Annotated in this window: 18 protein-coding genes; 10 read left to right on the forward strand and 8 right to left on the reverse strand. The window is 32.8% G+C overall.

All coding sequences use genetic code 11. The annotated features are described in order from the left end of the window. Window positions 1–149 precede the first annotated feature (149 nt). Window positions 150–752, reverse strand: coding sequence for an NUDIX hydrolase (locus tag BLT46_RS11935; protein ID WP_090410377.1), 603 nt, complete (start codon window positions 750–752; stop codon window positions 150–152). A gap of 7 nt (window positions 753–759) precedes the next feature. Between BLT46_RS11935 and pyrE the strand changes: the two genes are divergently transcribed. Together pyrE and BLT46_RS11945 are read left to right on the forward strand one after the other, a co-directional pair. Next, on the forward strand, window positions 760–1,401 hold the full coding sequence (gene pyrE, locus BLT46_RS11940; protein ID WP_090410350.1) for an orotate phosphoribosyltransferase: 642 nt from the start codon (window positions 760–762) through the stop codon (window positions 1,399–1,401). Between the two features lie 23 nt (window positions 1,402–1,424). Continuing rightward, window positions 1,425–1,817 carry an orotate phosphoribosyltransferase gene (locus tag BLT46_RS11945; RefSeq protein WP_090410351.1) on the forward strand — a complete coding sequence of 131 codons (393 nt, stop codon included), beginning with the start codon at window positions 1,425–1,427 and terminating at the stop codon, window positions 1,815–1,817. Between the two features lie 35 nt (window positions 1,818–1,852). On the opposite strand, the gene BLT46_RS11950 is transcribed toward BLT46_RS11945, so the two are convergent. The 3 genes from BLT46_RS11950 to prmA all read right to left on the reverse strand — a co-directional run bounded on the left by BLT46_RS11950 (window position 1,853) and on the right by prmA (window position 3,941). Next, window positions 1,853–2,614: a hypothetical protein gene (locus tag BLT46_RS11950; protein ID WP_143021897.1), complete on the reverse strand. Its 762-nt coding sequence runs from the start codon at window positions 2,612–2,614 to the stop codon at window positions 1,853–1,855. A gap of 191 nt (window positions 2,615–2,805) precedes the next feature. Then, complete coding sequence (locus BLT46_RS11955) at window positions 2,806–3,081, reverse strand: ATP-dependent Clp protease adaptor ClpS (RefSeq protein WP_090410353.1); 276 nt, start codon at window positions 3,079–3,081, stop codon at window positions 2,806–2,808. Window positions 3,082–3,107: 26 nt separating this feature from the next. Continuing rightward, window positions 3,108–3,941 carry a 50S ribosomal protein L11 methyltransferase gene (prmA, locus tag BLT46_RS11960; RefSeq protein WP_090410354.1) on the reverse strand — a complete coding sequence of 278 codons (834 nt, stop codon included), beginning with the start codon at window positions 3,939–3,941 and terminating at the stop codon, window positions 3,108–3,110. 116 nt (window positions 3,942–4,057) lie between these two features. Here prmA and BLT46_RS11965 point away from each other — a divergent pair, with 116 nt between their 5' ends. Further along, complete coding sequence (locus tag BLT46_RS11965) at window positions 4,058–5,293, forward strand: porin (RefSeq protein ID WP_090410355.1); 1,236 nt, start codon at window positions 4,058–4,060, stop codon at window positions 5,291–5,293. Window positions 5,294–5,418: 125 nt separating this feature from the next. Next, window positions 5,419–5,895 (forward strand): hypothetical protein, encoded by a 477-nt coding sequence (locus BLT46_RS11970; RefSeq protein ID WP_090410356.1) that lies wholly within the window; start codon window positions 5,419–5,421, stop codon window positions 5,893–5,895. A gap of 59 nt (window positions 5,896–5,954) precedes the next feature. Here the strand turns inward: BLT46_RS11970 and BLT46_RS11975 are convergent, their stop codons facing one another. From BLT46_RS11975 to BLT46_RS11990, 4 genes are all read right to left on the reverse strand, one after another. After that, a complete protein-coding gene (locus BLT46_RS11975; protein ID WP_090410357.1) occupies window positions 5,955–6,200 on the reverse strand; it encodes a hypothetical protein in 246 nt (81 codons plus the stop codon). Window positions 6,201–6,281: 81 nt separating this feature from the next. Further along, entirely contained in the window at window positions 6,282–7,448 is a 1,167-nt protein-coding gene (gene lysA / locus BLT46_RS11980) for a diaminopimelate decarboxylase (protein WP_090410358.1), read from the reverse strand. A 16-nt stretch (window positions 7,449–7,464) separates the two neighbouring features. Beyond that, a complete protein-coding gene (locus BLT46_RS11985) occupies window positions 7,465–8,784 on the reverse strand; it encodes an aspartate kinase (protein WP_090410359.1) in 1,320 nt (439 codons plus the stop codon). 330 nt (window positions 8,785–9,114) lie between these two features. Next, window positions 9,115–9,939 (reverse strand): siderophore-interacting protein, encoded by an 825-nt coding sequence (locus tag BLT46_RS11990; RefSeq protein ID WP_090410360.1) that lies wholly within the window; start codon window positions 9,937–9,939, stop codon window positions 9,115–9,117. Between the two features lie 241 nt (window positions 9,940–10,180). On the opposite strand from BLT46_RS11990, the gene udk reads away from it, so the two are divergent. From udk to BLT46_RS12020, 6 genes are all read left to right on the forward strand, one after another. Further along, entirely contained in the window at window positions 10,181–10,789 is a 609-nt protein-coding gene (udk, locus tag BLT46_RS11995; protein WP_090410361.1) for a uridine kinase, read from the forward strand. Window positions 10,790–10,804: 15 nt separating this feature from the next. Beyond that, entirely contained in the window at window positions 10,805–11,128 is a 324-nt protein-coding gene (locus tag BLT46_RS12000) for an FtsB family cell division protein (protein ID WP_090410362.1), read from the forward strand. An 18-nt stretch (window positions 11,129–11,146) separates the two neighbouring features. Next, complete coding sequence (locus BLT46_RS12005; RefSeq protein WP_090410363.1) at window positions 11,147–12,517, forward strand: methylmalonyl-CoA mutase subunit beta; 1,371 nt, start codon at window positions 11,147–11,149, stop codon at window positions 12,515–12,517. A 3-nt stretch (window positions 12,518–12,520) separates the two neighbouring features. Continuing rightward, window positions 12,521–14,650, forward strand: a complete 2,130-nt coding sequence (gene scpA / locus BLT46_RS12010; RefSeq protein ID WP_090410364.1) for a methylmalonyl-CoA mutase — start codon at window positions 12,521–12,523, stop codon at window positions 14,648–14,650. A gap of 489 nt (window positions 14,651–15,139) precedes the next feature. Next, window positions 15,140–16,387, forward strand: coding sequence for a DEAD/DEAH box helicase (locus tag BLT46_RS12015; RefSeq protein ID WP_090410365.1), 1,248 nt, complete (start codon window positions 15,140–15,142; stop codon window positions 16,385–16,387). A gap of 40 nt (window positions 16,388–16,427) precedes the next feature. Continuing rightward, a complete protein-coding gene (locus BLT46_RS12020) occupies window positions 16,428–17,072 on the forward strand; it encodes a SanA/YdcF family protein (protein ID WP_090410366.1) in 645 nt (214 codons plus the stop codon). Window positions 17,073–17,107: the final 35 nt, after the last annotated feature.

Raw genomic sequence — 17,107 nt, forward strand, 5'->3', positions numbered from 1 at the left:
TCGCATTAATTTAAATGGAATGAGCCCGGTAGAATACCGAGCTCATTATATTAAAAAGATTGCATAACTTCGTCCAACTTTTTGGGGTCAGTCCAGAACGGATTTTTTTTATGTGTATTTTTCTTATTTGTTAAATTTAAGAACCTTGTTTATTTTAAGACTCCTGCCTCGTCAATCAATAATTTAATATTCTCATACGAATTATTCATTGCTTCTCTAATCTGTTCTTTATTTAACCATACGGCTTTCTCAATTCCTTCTTCTAACTGTCCGACTGGAGTTCCCTCGAAATCAGTTTTCATTTCATACCAAGTCGTTATTTTTAACTTGTACTTGCCATTGCGTTTAAAGATATGATAGGTTTTCGGTAGTTTACGTACAATCTCTAATCCGTTAACCCCTGTCTCCTCTTCTACTTCGCGAACAGCAGTTTCTTCCATTTCTTCGTTCTTTTCAATTCCTCCTTTAGGTAAATCCCATTTACCACTTCGAAGAATAAAAAGAATTTCTCCTTTTGAATTATATACCAATCCACCCCCGGCTTTTTGCACAGGAATCTTATCTTTTATCTTTTTTAAGATTTGTTTTTCATTTGGATAGTATAAAAAAGCCTTATCAATTTTATTTTGAAAATATTTAATGATAATTTTGTCAATATCGACACTATCTAATAAGAACAATTGAAAATCGGTTTCTTTCTCGATTTTATCTGTTAGAAACAAAGGTTTGTCGTTTACAAAAACTTTATACATTTGTATTATGATTTTTAATAAAGAAACAGCACACAAGACGGCCGAATTACTTCTGCAAATTAACGCAATTAAATTAAATCCTAAAAATCCTTTTACTTGGGCTTCTGGATGGAAATCACCAATTTATTGCGACAACCGTATTACTCTATCATTTCCAGAGATTCGTAAATTCTTAAAACAAGAGTTTGCTAACAACATTATCAGCAAATATGGGAAACCAGATGTTATCGCTGGTGTTGCAACAGGAGCTATTGGAATTGGTTTATTAGTTGCGGAAGCACTTGACTTACCTTTTGTTTATGTAAGACCTGAGCCTAAAAAACACGGTAGACAAAACCAGATTGAAGGACAACTTGAACCTGGAAAAAGCGTTATCGTAATTGAAGACTTAATCAGTACTGGAAAAAGTAGCTTACAAGCAGTGGAAGCTCTTAAAGAAAACGGAGCTAATATCTTAGGTATGGCTGCTATCTTTACTTATGAATTTCAAGTAGCTGAAGATAATTTCAAACATGCAGGTATTGAATTAACTACATTGAGCAATTATTCTTCTTTATTAGAAAATGCAGTAAATCAAAAATACATCTCTGATAGTGATTTAGATACTCTTCAAGAATGGAGAAAGAATCCATCAGAATGGAATCAATAATAATTGACTAAAAACTTATCTCTATGAACTTAGAAAGCACTAAAGTTACAGTTCCTCAATCTGCTGAATATATTTTCAACGCCTTAAATGACGTGAAAAACTTTGAAAAATTAATGCCTGACTCAATTGCAAAATTTGAAGTAACAGGAGACGATTCTTTCATATTCGCATTAAAAGGAATGCCGGAAATTAAACTTAAAAAGAAAGAGCAAACTCCTCATTCTAAAATAGTTTTAGGAGCTGCAAGTGATAAACTTCCTTTCACACTTACAGGAAATATTACAGAAGTTGATGCTAATAATACTGAAATTCAACTTCAGTTTGAAGGAAGCTTCAACCCAATGATGGCGATGATGGTAAAAGGACCTATCGGTAAATTCATTGAAGCTTTAGCTGGAAACATGAATAAATTATAATAAAAAAGCCCGATATTAAATAATCGGGCTTTTTTTTATTTCTTCAATTCTACTTTATACTCTAATAAAGCAGGATTTTCCATCAACTCTGTAAGAGAAAAGGTTTTGGTAAATGACTTACCATCGTTACTAATTTCAGCATCTTCATAAGACACTTTCTTAATTGGCTTATCAAAATTCACTATAATCTTATAAGTAAAGAACCCTTCCATTCCTCCTGCTTCTTTTGGTTCTTCTTTCTTCTTAGCTTTTAAATTGACTTTGCGTTCAAACGTATTCTTCTTAAAACTAAATACTGCATCATCTAAAAACATTGGACTACTTCCGATTTGACTCTCTTGCTTAGAACTATTCAAGGCAGCTGTTTTCTCTTCTATCTTTCGTAAACTGCTAATTGTTTTATTAAGCTCCTCAACTCCTTTAGCTTTAAACTTGAATGTTATATCACCAATACTATCATTCAAAGTAGCTTTTAGCCGTATATTCTTAGTGGTTTCAAAGAAATCAGCATCTGCTTTCATAATACTGTCTTTCTTTATTTCTGAATTCTTTTCATTTATCAACGATAAATCTAATAATTCTTCTAATGATAATTCCTTCTCATTAATCAGCCCTACAAATCCATCAGCGCTTTTTGTTATAGATTTAAACTCACCCGCAGATTGTAATAATTCTGAAAAGTTTATACTATAATTAAATTCAAACTCTTCGTTTGACTTTACATTCATTTCTTCTTTCATTACGCATGATTGAAAAAATATCCCTATACCAATGAACATTAAATAAATCTTCTTCATTTTTGTTTTTTTTCAAAGTTATCATTTATTCTAAGTAAATAAAGGACTTTGATTAATGAAATTAATAGAATAGGGGCTATACTCTTTGACAAAAGAATTTGTGTTTTAAACGTTTTGACAACCTATTAAAAAAAAACGGATAGTTAATACTATTAACCATCCGTTTTAGCTTATTTAAAAAACATACTAATTTATACTAACTCAGCACTTAATCCTGCATCTAAAAGTTGCAAACATTGTGCTTGAAGCTTTTTAAACTCTCCTGTTTTTACTGTACATTTTCCTTTGTAATGAACTAAAATAGCACATTGTTCTGCCTGTTCAGATGTATGGTTACAAACTTTTACAAGCGTTTCTATCACATGATCAAATGTATTTACATCATCATTATACAGCACAATCTCAGTATTGTTATTCAACAATTCTGAAATATCAACCTTCTCTTGAACTTGTTCTTGTGTACTCATTTTAAAACTTTTAATATTCTAAAAAACTATGCTTTAACGAACTTCAAAGATACCCAATTATTTTTTTCTAATTGTTTTTCAAATGACAAACCTAATTCTTCTGCACATTTTTGAATAGCAGATACGTCCTCTGTATAGAACCCACTAAAATATATTGCTCCTCCTTTTGCTAAACAAGCAATGTATTTATCCATATCATTTAATAAGATATTACGATTGATATTAGCTAAAATAACATCATAAATAGGCTCTCCTTTTAATAAAGAAGCATCTCCTTCAAATACATTGATATTCTCACAATTATTGCGTTGAGCATTCTCCATTGAGTTAATATAACACCAATTATCAATATCAATAGCATCTACTTGTGTAGCACCACGCATTGACGCTAAAATTGCCAAAATTGCTGTACCACATCCCATATCTAATACGCGTTTTCCTTGCATATCATTTGTTAAGATTTGGCGAATCATCATAAATGTAGTTTCGTGATGTCCCGTTCCAAAACTCATCTTAGGTTCGATTACAATATCAAACTCTGCTTCTGTTTTTGCGTGAAAAGGTGCACGTACATAACAAACATCATCTACATCAATCGGATCAAAATTCTTTTCCCATTCTTCATTCCAATTTACTTGTGCAATCTCTTCTTTGCGGTAAGTAATTGTAAATTGATCTGATTGAAGAATAAAAATATTCTCTAAAATATCTGGAGTCCACAAGCTTTTTTGAACATAAGCACTTACTCCTGTTGCTGTCTCTTCAAAGCTTTCAAACGCCTTCTCTCCTAACTCAGCAATTAGAATTTCTGTTCCTACTTCTTTAGGGTCTACATTAAAGTGATAGGCAATATATACCATATATTATTGTTGTTATTTATTAACTATTTGATAACATTAAGTTTACCTTGAATTAAAAATTAAAACTTAACTATGTGCAAAACTAATGCTATTTTTGCATTATAATACAATACTCTATGAAAAAGCTTTTACTAGCACTATTGCTTGGGTTCCCATTACTGGTTTCAGCCCAAGATAAAACAACAGAACAAGAAGCCAGGCCTAATGATATTAAACTTGAACAATTACCTTATTATAGTTATGGTAAAGGGATTGGTATGACTTCTCCTGATAGTATTTTTAAATTAAATCTGCGTTTTAGAATGCAGAATAGAATTACAGCTTATAGCAACCAAGATGAAAAAGCAACATTTGCGGGTGAAATTAGGCGACTTCGTTTACGTTTTGATGGTTATGTAGGTAACCCTAAATTTTTATATGTTGTGCAACTTTCTTTTGCGCCTGGAGACGTGGGGAAATCAGAGAACGGAGATCCACCAAAGATCATTCGTGATGCTGCAATGACTTATCGTCCTAATGAACACTGGAACTTCATTTTTGGACAAACTAAACTTCCTGGTAACAGACAACGTACCAACTCTTCTGGTGCTTTACAGTTAACTGACCGCTCTATCAACAATGCTAAATTTAACTTAGATAGAGACTTTGGTGTACAAGCTTATTACTTAAACGAGAAAAAAGATGACTTCGGTTATATTATTAAAACAGCTATCTCTACTGGACATGGAAGAAACTGGACAGGTAAAGAAAGTGATAGCTATGCTTTGACTGGACGTGTTGAACTTTTTCCTTTTGGTAAGTTTGCTAAAGGTGGAGCTTTTTTTGAAGGAGACCTTGCACGTGAAGTAAAACCTAAATTAATGCTTGCTGGTACATTCTCTCACAATAATAATGCACAAGCTTCACAAGGGCAATTAGGGAATAAACTATTACAAAACAAATCGTTTAACTCTGTTTTTGCTGATGGTATATTTAAGTATAACGGTTGGGCAGGAATGGTATCATATATGAGCCGTTCTCTTGATGATGCTATTTCTTATGAAGTACCTGGTGATTTAAGTAAAGACTACGCTTATGTATTTGCAGGACATGGATTGGATTATCAATTGAGTTATTTATTTCCAAGTAACTACGAGTTAATTGGACGTGTTTCTACACAGACAATGAAAAAGCAGTTATATGAACAACTAAATCTTCCTAATACAACACAATTTACTTTAGGTGCTACTAAGTATTTATGGGAACACGCATTTAAAATTCAAGCAGAACTTACTTATGAACGCTTGAATATTATTAATAATCCTGTAAAGAACAACTGGTATTTTAGAATGCAGTTTGAGATGGGAATATAATATCAATATACTTTAAATAAAAAGTTTATTATTGCGTAAAAAACTATAATACAATAACTTATAAACCTATTATTACTTTCATTTTCAGTTATAAATATCTAATTTTGAAATAAAATTAAATATTTATGAAAAAATCGATTGTAGTAGTAGGTTTACTTTTTGCTTTTTCACTGTACAGCTGTGGTAAAAAGAATGAAACTGAAAATGTTACTGTAGAACAAGAAGAAACAAAAGAAGAAATTGCAACAGATAATAAGGAGTTTAGAATTATTGAACAAGAAAAAGTAGACAGTCTAAATAATGCCTTAGCTGAGAATAAACCTGAAGCTATTGAAGCTGTTATGCAGAAATACCAACCAGAAGATACTGGGGCAGAAGGAAAGTATTCTTATGTAATTACAAAAGCTAATACAGATAAAGAAAATGTAACTTTACTTACATTAGTAGAAGATGGTCTTATGGATGACTCAATTAAAGCTATCAAGGTTAAAATGGAAGTTGAAACTATTGACGGAAACTTCAAAGTGTTATCTATTCAAGAAAGTTACCAATGTTACCAAAACAGAGGACACGAAGATTGGTCTGCAGAGTTCTGTATCTAACACACTAATAAAAGATATACTATAAAAGAAAAACGCCAAGTTATACTTGGCGTTTTTTTTTATTCTGCTTGAGCTTCTTCTGCTCCTTTTGCTTCATCTTCTCTTTTTCCAATATTCATATTTGGAAATTTCTTTTGAATAGATTTTAATGCAAATTCATTAATCTCATTCATAGCCTCTGGTGAAGGTAATTTCATAGTTTCAGCATTGTGTTTTAATACTTCTTCTAATAAAATTTGTGTTCTTAATAACTGAAAGTTTAAGTCAATTATTTCACCAGCTACATCAATGTCTCCTAATTTCATCCTTGTTTATTTAAATTTATTAATTCTTCTTGATAGAAATCAAATTTAACAAACTATTCCAAAACTAAAACTATTTAAACACTATTCTTTGAAAAAATAACTCAATTCTTGTCTCAAATTATATCTTGACGACATTACTTCTCCGTATGCACCTGCTGATCTAATACCGATTAAGTCTCCGCGCTGTAATTTTGGCAACAAAACATCTTTGCCAAAACAATCACTACTCTCACAGATAGGACCTACTACATCGTACTTTGTAACCTCTTTTCCTTCTTCTTGTTCTATAAATTTATCAGATAATAATTCTACCTTATGATATGCTTGATATAACGCTGGTCTTAGCAATTCCGTCATACCCGCATCTAAAATGGCAAAATTCTTTTTTATTCCCTCTTTTATATATAATACACGACTAACCAATGTACCACAATTGGCTACAAGTGATCTCCCCAACTCAAAGTGCACTTGTTGATTTTCTCTCAAATCTAAAAACTCGTGAAACAAGTAAAAGAAATTAGAGAAATTCACAATAGCTTCTTCATCAGGTTCAGCATAGTTAATTCCTAATCCTCCTCCCAAATTTAAAATTGGAATATGATATCCTCTTTCATAAAACCACGTATTCCACTCGTTTACTTTTATACAAAGTCGCTTATAGACATTTAAGTCTGTTATCTGTGACCCAACATGAAAATGAAGACCTATAAGCTCTAAAAAACTATTCTCCGAGATAATATCAACACAAGTCTGTAGTTGATGCATCATTATTCCAAACTTATTCTCATCTAATCCCGTAGTAATATAATGATGTGTTTTGGCATCTACATTAGGGTTGATACGCAAAGCAATTCGTCCTACTAATTGATGTTCTTTAGCTAAATCTCCGATAACGCGTAGTTCTTCTACTGATTCTACATTAAAAGACAAAATACCGTTTTGTAATCCTGTTAAAATCTCTCTGTCAGTTTTACCAACTCCTGCAAAAACAACTTCTTCTGCTTTAAACCCATTATCTATTGCGCGCTCAATTTCATAGCCACTTACACAATCTGCACCAAGTCCAAACTTACTTATTTCTTGAAGCACACGCGGATTATTGTTTGCTTTAATAGCATAATGAATGTGATATCCATATCTATCTGCCGCATTTTTAGCAACTGATATTGTCTCTCTTAACAAAGGTAAATTGTAATAATATAACGGTGTATTTTCACCTGCCAACTTACTGATAATTTCTTTTGTCATAACCTATACTTTCCTATTAAAACAATCTATTATGCAATGACCTTAACGCTTCCAATTTATGTTTTGCAGGTACAAGTAGTGAAATATTATGTTCACTTCCTCCGTATGAAATCATTCGAATTGGAATATGTTTTACAGCTTCAGAAACAATTGTAGCGTGTCCTAACTTATTATTTCTAAAATCCCCTACTATACAAATAATTGCTAAATCACTATCTACCTCAACACTTCCAAAATAATTCAACTCTGTGATAATCTCATCCAAATACTGTGTTTGATCTATAGTTAAAGATACTGCTACTTCCGAGGTTGTAATCATATCAATAGGTGTTTTATATCGCTCGAAAACCTCAAATACACGTCTTAAAAAACCATAAGCTAATAACATACGTGATGAGTTAATTCGAATAGCTGTAATACCATCTTTTGCAGCAATAGCAACAATTTGGTCATCATTTTGTGAATTACCCGAAATTAAAGTACCTGGTGCTTTTAAGTCCATCGTATCTAATAATCGAACAGGAACGTTAAAACGTTGAGCTGGAAATACACTCTGAGGATGTAGAATCTTTGCTCCAAAATAGGCTAACTCTGCAGCCTCTTCAAAACTAAGCTCTGCAATCGGTTTAGTATTCGGTACAAAGCGAGGATCATTATTGTGAAAACCATCAATATCTGTCCATATTTGAACTTCTTCAACCTGTAACACTGCCCCAATTAAAGACGCAGTATAATCAGAACCTCCACGTCTTAGGTTATCTATTTCTCCAAAAGCATTGCGACAAATATATCCCTGTGTAATAAACAATGTTTCTTTTGGATATTTCGCAAGCTCTACTTCAAGCTGACTTTTAATATATTCTAAATTAGGTTCTTGTTCTTCATCAATACGCATAAAATCTAATGCGGCTAACAGCACAGAACTAATCCCTTTTTCTTTTAAATAAAAATGAAATAAAGTAGTTGATAAAAGCTCACCTTGAGCTAAAACAATTCGTTCTTCCATTGAAGTGAACAAATCATTACTAAAACCTTCTAACAAACTAAAGTGGTGATTAATCACTTCTTCACCAGCTTGTAATCCGTCTTCAGTTTTAAACAATTGCTTGATGAAAGTTTTATATGTTGCAAACAATTTATCTATAGACTCCTTAGCCCCTTCTTTATCACCTTTAGCATATTGTTCTGAAATATTAACTAATGCGTTTGTAGTACCAGAAACAGCAGATAAAACAACTAAGTGCTTATCACTTGCTTGGGATTTGATAATTGGCAACAACTGCTCCATTCTCTCTGGACTTCCGACTGAAGTCCCTCCAAATTTTAAAACTTTCATAAAAATTAATTTGTTAATGACTAAACGAATAAAAAAAGGGGCTTGTCGTGATGACAAGCCCCTTCGTATATCTCAAAATTTATACCATAGGAAAGCTGCTCACGATTTTTTACGTAAGTACTGTTTCTTTCCCTTCTTTATAACTGATATAAACATTTTCTCTTTTTTTTATCTCTCACAAATATAAATACTTTATTCAATAAACAACCATAATCAACTCATTTTAAACAAAAAAAGATAAAATCAATATGACTTTATCTTTTTTGACAATTATAAAAAAACCGATACTAACTAAATTTTCACAATATCTTATATATAATTAAAGCGCTTTTAAACACTCTCTTTTTCTGCTCTTCTATCTGCTTCTGAAGCCGACTCAGCTTTTCCAAATTTCCAATAAGAGTATGCATTCAACTCTTCTTTTGTCCATTTACATTCCTTTCTCAAAAAGTTTCTCAGCATTTTTACGGTACTAAACTCTGCTGCAACATAACTAAACCTTGACGGATTAACTTCTATTGATTTTACAAACTCAATCACGTTTTCTGCTAATACTGAATTCTGTCCTGGTGTTGGATTAACAATCCACTGAATATTTACTTCTGCTTGTGAATTCAACTGTTGTATATCCTCTTCACTTTGTACCTCTATAAAAGCGTCAACGTTTACTCCTTCTGGCAAGCTTTCTAAAATTGCTCCTAAAACAGGAATAGCAGTAGCATCTCCAACTAATAAATACCAATTTGCAATAGGATATAATTCACTTGCATCACATCCCATCGCAACACCTATCTCATCTCCAACAGCAGCATTAATTGCAAAATTAGAAGCTGGTCCCTCATCTCCGTGAGCCACAAAGTCAATATATAATTCCTTCTTTTCTAAATCTATTCCCCTATGAGTATACGTACGCACAGTTGGTTTAATTGACACATCCATCGGCGCCCACTCTCTCTTTTCAAAATCAAATTCAGGTAAATGAACACGCTCACATCCTTTTGGTGCAATAAAAACCTTATTATTTACACCAACTGTTGCATCTTTAAAAACCTCTACATCATCTCCACCTACAGTTAACCTAATATAGTGAGGTGTTATATATTCTCTATTTTTTAATACAAATACCTTACGTTGTATATTCGTTTTCTTTGACATCTATAATTTCTTATCCATTAATACCTATTTCAGATAATTGAATCGGTACACGCATCAAATATACTACTTTATTTAGAACAATTATAAACTACATCAATTTATAGTGTGTTAAATCTTTCCATAGTACTCTTTTTCAGATGTATTAAATTTATTATAAGAAAATGCAAAAATGCACTTTAAAACAAAAAATGTTTCTCCTCTCATTGATTAATTTCTATTTTTGCTAAAAATATATTAAGACATGCTAATTATAGGAATAGCCGGAGGAACTGGAAGTGGTAAAACAACAGTAGTTCACCAAATTATGAATGAATTACCCGAAACTGAAGTAGGCGTTATATCACAAGATTCATACTACAAAGCAACCGACAATCTATCTTTAGAAGAGCGTACTTTAATCAACTTTGATCACCCAAGATCTATTGATTTTGAATTATTAGTAAAGCATTTAAAAGAATTAAAAGAAGGAAATAGTATTAATCAACCTGTTTATTCTTTTGTAAAACACAACCGAACTGACGATTATGTACTTACTCACCCGAGAAAAGTAATGATTGTAGAAGGTATTTTAATTTTATGTCACCCTGAACTTAGAGATATGTGTGATATTAAAATTTTTGTTCATGCTGACTCAGATGAACGTTTAATTAGACGTCTTAAAAGAGATATAGCTGACAGAGGACGTGATATGATCGAAGTTTTAGGTCGTTACCAAAATACCTTAAAGCCTATGCACGATCAGTTTATTGAGCCTTCTAAGGCCTATGCGGACATCATTATTCCTAATGATACTTACAACACTGTAGCCATTGACATTGTGCGTACAGTTATTAACGAAAAAATCGGTTAATCACCTATTTACGACATGAAAATACTTGATCGCCTGAAAAATATCAACTATTTAAACCTACTAAAAAATCCTTTTTTTTTAGTAGGTCTAATTTTTGTATTTTGGATAACGTTTTTCGACAGTTATTCTTTGCTTGAACACAGGGTTATTAATAAAGAAATTGATAAACTTGAAGGCAACAAAGAGTATTTCGAAAAAGAAATTGAAAAAGACAGGCAATCTATCAAAGGATTAAAGAGTGGAGATGCTACTGAAAAATATGCACGTGAAAACTATTATATGAAACGTGCTAATGAAGACATCTATATTGTAGAATTTGATACTATACCTGCTAATTAATCTTGACAACCAACTATTATGACCAACCAATTATTTGAAGAATTTGAAAAGATTTCTTCTAAAGCTTGGAAAAATCAAATACAATATGATTTAAAAGGCGCTGACTACAATGAAACACTTGTATGGGAGAGTTTAGAAGGGATTAAAGTTAAGCCTTTCTATCACAATGATTGTGATCATAAAGCTCTTCCAATAAACACAAATGCAAGTAACTTCAAAATTGTTCAGCGAATCTATGTATATGATGTCAATAAGTCTATTGACAAAGCTTTAGATACTTTACAAAGAGGTGCTGAAGTTATTTATTTTACAATTGACAATCCTACGATTGACAGTAAACTTCTATTGAGCAAATTACCTCAACAGCACACTTACTTTTTTGTATTTAATTTCTTAAATGCAAAGTACACTACTGAACTTGCTACTTTTGCACAAACTAATAAGTTTTCTATTGCTATCTTATTAGACCCAATTCATCAATTAACTTCTGATGGTAACTGGTATGAAAACTTAAATAGTGATTTCAATAACCTTAAAGAATGTCTATCTAAAGCTCCTAATACGGCTATTGTTATCAACGCTACTACTTATCAGAATGCTGGTGCTAATATGGTACAGCAAATTGCCTATGCTATTGCTCATTTAAACGAATACTTGAATAGAATTGACCATATAAACAATACTATTTACATTAAAGTTGCTGTTGGTACGAATTATTTTTTTGAAATAAGTAAGCTTCGTGCAATGAGAATGTTAGCAGAAATGGTAATAAAAGAATACCATACAGGCATTGACATTAAATTAATCGCCGTTCCAACTAAGAGAAACAAAACATTATATGACTATAATGTAAATATGTTGCGTACAACTACGGAATGTATGAGCGCTATTTTAGGTGGGGCTGATATGGTAAGTAACTTGCCTTACGACAATCTCTATCACAAAGAAAATGAGTTCGGAGACCGCATAGCACGTAACCAACTATTAATTTTGAAAAAAGAAAGCTACTTTGACGCAGTTGATAATCCTGCTGAAGGGGCTTACTATATAGAAAACATTACCTTACAATTGGCTGAAAAAGCATTAGACATTTTCAAAAAAATTGAGAAGGCAGACGGATTTATCACTTCGTTAATTGAAGGAACTATCCAAAAGAAAATAAATGAAAGCGCCCACAAAGAACAAGATTTGTTCAACAGTGGTAAAGAAGTGCTATTGGGTACAAATAAATATCCAAATCCTCAAGACCAAATGAGTCACGACCTTGAGCTATATCCTTTTGTTAAACAAAATCCTCGTAAAACTTTAATCGTTCCGATTATTGAAAAACGTCTGGCTGAAGCTTATGAGCAAAACAGATTAGAGGAGGAAAAAAAAGCTAAACAATAAGGTATGAAAAGAAAGGATTTACATCATTTAGAGATTGACACTTCTGCTATCAGAAATCAATCGGAAACTTCAGAGTTTACTACTGCTGAAGGTATTGCTATTAACAAAGTTTATAGCGAAGCTGATTTAGAAAATATTGAACACATCGGATTTGCTGCTGGTTTTGCTCCTAATCTAAGAGGTCCTTATTCTACGATGTATGTACGTCGTCCGTGGACAATTAGACAATATGCTGGTTTCTCAACTGCTGAAGAAAGTAATGCTTTCTACAGAAGAAACTTAGCTGCTGGACAAAAAGGCCTATCTGTAGCTTTTGACTTGGCAACACACCGCGGATACGACTCGGATCACGAGCGTGTAGTTGGAGATGTTGGTAAAGCCGGAGTGGCGATAGACAGCGTTGAAGATATGAAAGTACTCTTTGACCAAATACCATTAGGAGAAATGTCTGTTTCTATGACAATGAATGGTGCTGTATTACCAATTATGGCATTCTATATTGTTGCAGCTCTTGAACAAGGCGTTGACCCTAAATTATTATCGGGAACTATCCAAAACGATATTCTAAAAGAGTTTATGGTGCGTAATACTTATATCTACCCACCTACTCCTTCTATGAAGATTATCGCAGATATTTTTGAATACACGAGTAAAAATATGCCTAAGTTTAACTCTATTTCTATTTCTGGTTACCATATGCAAGAAGCAGGTGCAACCGCAGATATTGAGTTAGCTTATACGTTAGCAGACGGATTAGAGTACATCCGTACAGGATTGGCAGCAGGAATGAAAATTGACGAATTTGCACCAAGACTTTCATTTTTCTGGGCAATTGGAATGAATCATTTTATGGAGATTGCCAAAATGCGTGCAGGAAGAATGTTATGGGCAAAACTACTTAAACAATTCAACCCTACTTCTGAAAAGTCGTTAGCATTAAGAACACATTGTCAAACATCAGGTTGGAGTTTAACAGAGCAAGATCCTTTTAACAACGTAGCAAGAACAGCTATTGAAGCGGCGGCGGCGGCTTTTGGAGGAACGCAATCGTTACACACCAATGCTCTTGATGAAGCTATTGCTCTTCCTACTGACTTCTCGGCAAGAATTGCTCGTAACACGCAAATCTTCTTACAAGAGGAAACTAAACTATGTAAAACGGTTGACCCTTGGGCTGGTAGTTATTATGTAGAGAACTTGACACAAGAAATTGCGCAAAAAGCGTGGGCACTTATCGAAGAGGTTGAAGAATTAGGGGGTATGACTAAAGCTATTGAAGCTGGTATTCCTAAACTTCGCATTGAAGAAGCGGCAGCACGTAAACAAGCACGTATTGACAGTGGACAAGATATAATTGTTGGTGTAAACCAATATCGCTTAGAAAAAGAAGACCCATTACATATTTTAGAGGTTGATAACCAAACCGTGCGCAAGCAACAAATTGACCGACTAAATCAAATTAAAGCTACGCGTGATAATCAGAAAGTACAAGAAGCATTAGCTGCACTGACTACTTCTGCAAAAACAGGTGAAGGTAACTTATTAGCATTAGCTATTGAAGCGGCTAAATTAAGAGCTACATTAGGTGAGATTAGTGATGCACTGGAAAGTGTATTTGGTAGATTTAAAGCACAAATTCAATCTGTAAGTGGTGTGTATAGCAAAGAAATAAAAGACGACAAAAGTTTTAAAAGAGCGAAAGAGTTAGCAGATAAATTTGCTGATATTGAAGGTCGTCGCCCTCGTATTATGATTGCGAAAATGGGACAAGATGGTCACGATCGCGGAGCAAAGGTAGTAGCTACTGGTTATGCTGACGTTGGTTTTGACGTAGACATTGGACCATTATTCCAAACTCCAGCTGAAGCTGCAAAGCAGGCTGTTGAGAATGATGTTCACGCTTTAGGAGTTTCTTCTTTAGCTGCTGGACACAAAACATTAGTTCCTCAGGTTATTGAAGAATTAAAAAAATATGGTCGTGATGATATTATGGTGATTGTAGGAGGAGTTATTCCTGCACAAGATTACCAATTCTTATTCGACGCAGGTGCAGTTGCCGTATTTGGTCCTGGTACTAAAATTAGTGAAGCTGCTATTACAATGTTAGAAATTCTCATAGGAGAAGAAGCTTAAGATAAATTTCAAAGACAATCTGACAAGTCTTTATTTCAAAGAATCCTCAACTTTCGTTGGGGATTTTTTATATACATTTTTTCTGTACTCTTCTCAATCATAAAGAAATCTATTTACACAAACACAATCTTCAGTTGAAACAAAGCTCAGCTATATTTTCATTGATAAAAGTTCCAAACCTTTGAAAATCCTTGCTTTTTCAAGGTTTGAAGAGCTTAGATACGAATTGAAAGCAAATTTTTCTCTCTCCTCTTTTTCAATACATTTCCCTTAAAACTTTTAAAGACAACCTATCGTATTTAAAAGTATAAAAACGCCTACTTTAAGGATACTATAAAAAATACAAACACCTATTATAAAACAGATTACACCAATAACAAAAGCCTTTACATTAGGTTGTTTTTAACGACAAATATGCCCTTAAAGTGAATTTTATAAGTTAAACTAATTCCAAATGCAGTACCTTTGTCCAAAATATTTTACTTTTTTATGACATTTGAAGACTTACACTTAAATAAAAATATATTACGTGCAATCGAAGAGCTTGGTTACAAAGAACCTACTCCAATTCAGCAAAAAGTTATTCCATTAATCTTAGCAGAGAAAGACCTTATTGGTTGTGCGCAAACAGGTACTGGAAAAACAGCTGCTTTTGCAATGCCGATTATCCATTATTTACACAAAATTGGAAATACCAAAAAAGCAAAGAAAGCGAAAGTATTAATCATTACGCCAACGCGTGAACTTGCTGTTCAAATTGGTGATAACTTTGAGAAATACGCTAAATATACTAACGTTACACATATTACTTTATACGGTGGAATGTCCATCAAACCACAGATTGAACAATTAAACAAAGGAGCTGATGTAATCATTGGTACTCCAGGTCGTTTGTTAGATTTATATAAACAAAAACACTTAGACCTTGACCATCTACACTACTTAGTTTTAGATGAAGCAGACTTAATGTTAGATATGGGATTTATTGATGAAGTGAAAAAACTGATTCAATTAACTCCGTCTAATAGACAAACACTTTTATTCTCAGCTACTATGCCTTTGGCTATTCGCGAATTGGCACACGAGTTTTTACAAAAACCAGAATATGTAGCAGTAGACTCTATTTCTTCAAGTGCTAAAACGGTAAAACAAAAAGTGTACTTTGTTGAAAAAGGAGATAAAAAGAAATTGTTATACCACATTATTAGAAACGAAAAGTTATCGGATGTTTTAGTATTTACACGTACTAAAATGGGAGCTGATAGTGTAGTAGAAAGTTTGATTAAAAACGGAATAAATGCTGCTGCTTTTCACGGAGACAAATCTCAAACTGCACGTGAAGAGGCTTTAGATAGTTTTAAAAATAAAGAAACTAAAGTTTTAATTGCAACAGATATTGCGGCAAGGGGAATTGACATTGATTCGTTACCTGTTGTAATTAACTACGATTTACCTAATATTCCTGAAACATTTGTACACCGAATTGGGCGTACAGGTAGAGCTGGAAATGAAGGAGTAGCTATTTCTTTCTGTGATCAAACAGAAAAAAACTACTGGGCTGATATTGTAAAATTTACACGTTCTCAACCTAAAATTGTTACTGAACATCCTTTTCCTTGGAAAGAAAAGAACAAAAAAGAGGGTGAAGGACAAAAGAAAGATTACAGAAAAAAACCAGGACAAAGTAATTCTCGTAAATCTGAAAACTCTAAAAAGAACAAAAAACGTTGGTATTAAGCTAAGGTTTTTATCTATCTTTCGGATTAAATAATCTGTTATGAAAAAACTATTTTACTTAATACTAATTGCCATTATCAGTGTACTTCTGTTACTTTACTTTGCTAATTACACAGTAAAAGCTACTACAGAAAAGCAGTTGTATAACAAGACAGAGAACATTCCTCACAATAAAGTAGGACTTGTTTTAGGTACTGCAAAACACTTAGCTAATGGTCAGTTAAACTATTATTTCACTTATCGCATTGAAGCTGCAGCAGCTTTGTATAAAAGTGGTAAGTTAGAATATATAGTTGTTAGTGGAGATAATAGTCGTAAAGATTACAATGAACCGGAGGATATGAAATTAGCGTTGGTAGAAAAAGGGATACCTGAAGAAAAAATCTACTTAGACTATGCTGGCTTCAGAACATTAGACTCTGTTTATCGAATGAAAGAAATATTTGGTCAAGATGAATTTACCATTATTTCTCAACCCTTTCACAATGAAAGAGCCGTGTATATTGCAAATCATCTTGATTTAAAAACAATTGGTTTTAACGCCCAAGATGTTACAAGACACTACGGTTTTAAAACATTAATCAGAGAAAAGTTTGCAAGAGTAAAAGTTCTATTGGATAATTTGATAAGCAAGAAACCTAAATATTTGGGTGAACCAATCGAAATAGGAGCACAAGATATATAAACAAAAAAAGTCGAGATAATATCTCGACTTTTTTT

This window comes from Myroides phaeus (genome assembly GCF_900099675.1).
GTDB classification, from domain to species: Bacteria; Bacteroidota; Bacteroidia; order Flavobacteriales; family Flavobacteriaceae; genus Flavobacterium; species Flavobacterium phaeum.

Excerpts from the sequence above, each read along its gene's own strand:
- BLT46_RS11935 (WP_090410377.1), bottom strand. The coding sequence starts at position 752 with ATGTATAAAGTTTTTGTAAACGACAAACCTTTGTTTCTAACAGATAAA.
- pyrE (WP_090410350.1), top strand. The coding sequence starts at position 760 with ATGATTTTTAATAAAGAAACAGCACACAAGACGGCCGAATTACTTCTG.
- BLT46_RS11945 (WP_090410351.1), top strand. The coding sequence starts at position 1,425 with ATGAACTTAGAAAGCACTAAAGTTACAGTTCCTCAATCTGCTGAATAT.
- BLT46_RS11950 (WP_143021897.1), bottom strand. The coding sequence starts at position 2,614 with ATGAAGAAGATTTATTTAATGTTCATTGGTATAGGGATATTTTTTCAA.
- BLT46_RS11955 (WP_090410353.1), bottom strand. The coding sequence starts at position 3,081 with ATGAGTACACAAGAACAAGTTCAAGAGAAGGTTGATATTTCAGAATTG.
- prmA (WP_090410354.1), bottom strand. The coding sequence starts at position 3,941 with ATGGTATATATTGCCTATCACTTTAATGTAGACCCTAAAGAAGTAGGA.
- BLT46_RS11965 (WP_090410355.1), top strand. The coding sequence starts at position 4,058 with ATGAAAAAGCTTTTACTAGCACTATTGCTTGGGTTCCCATTACTGGTT.
- BLT46_RS11970 (WP_090410356.1), top strand. The coding sequence starts at position 5,419 with ATGAAAAAATCGATTGTAGTAGTAGGTTTACTTTTTGCTTTTTCACTG.
- BLT46_RS11975 (WP_090410357.1), bottom strand. The coding sequence starts at position 6,200 with ATGAAATTAGGAGACATTGATGTAGCTGGTGAAATAATTGACTTAAAC.
- lysA (WP_090410358.1), bottom strand. The coding sequence starts at position 7,448 with ATGACAAAAGAAATTATCAGTAAGTTGGCAGGTGAAAATACACCGTTA.
- BLT46_RS11985 (WP_090410359.1), bottom strand. The coding sequence starts at position 8,784 with ATGAAAGTTTTAAAATTTGGAGGGACTTCAGTCGGAAGTCCAGAGAGA.
- BLT46_RS11990 (WP_090410360.1), bottom strand. The coding sequence starts at position 9,939 with ATGTCAAAGAAAACGAATATACAACGTAAGGTATTTGTATTAAAAAAT.
- udk (WP_090410361.1), top strand. The coding sequence starts at position 10,181 with ATGCTAATTATAGGAATAGCCGGAGGAACTGGAAGTGGTAAAACAACA.
- BLT46_RS12000 (WP_090410362.1), top strand. The coding sequence starts at position 10,805 with ATGAAAATACTTGATCGCCTGAAAAATATCAACTATTTAAACCTACTA.
- BLT46_RS12005 (WP_090410363.1), top strand. The coding sequence starts at position 11,147 with ATGACCAACCAATTATTTGAAGAATTTGAAAAGATTTCTTCTAAAGCT.
- scpA (WP_090410364.1), top strand. The coding sequence starts at position 12,521 with ATGAAAAGAAAGGATTTACATCATTTAGAGATTGACACTTCTGCTATC.
- BLT46_RS12015 (WP_090410365.1), top strand. The coding sequence starts at position 15,140 with ATGACATTTGAAGACTTACACTTAAATAAAAATATATTACGTGCAATC.
- BLT46_RS12020 (WP_090410366.1), top strand. The coding sequence starts at position 16,428 with ATGAAAAAACTATTTTACTTAATACTAATTGCCATTATCAGTGTACTT.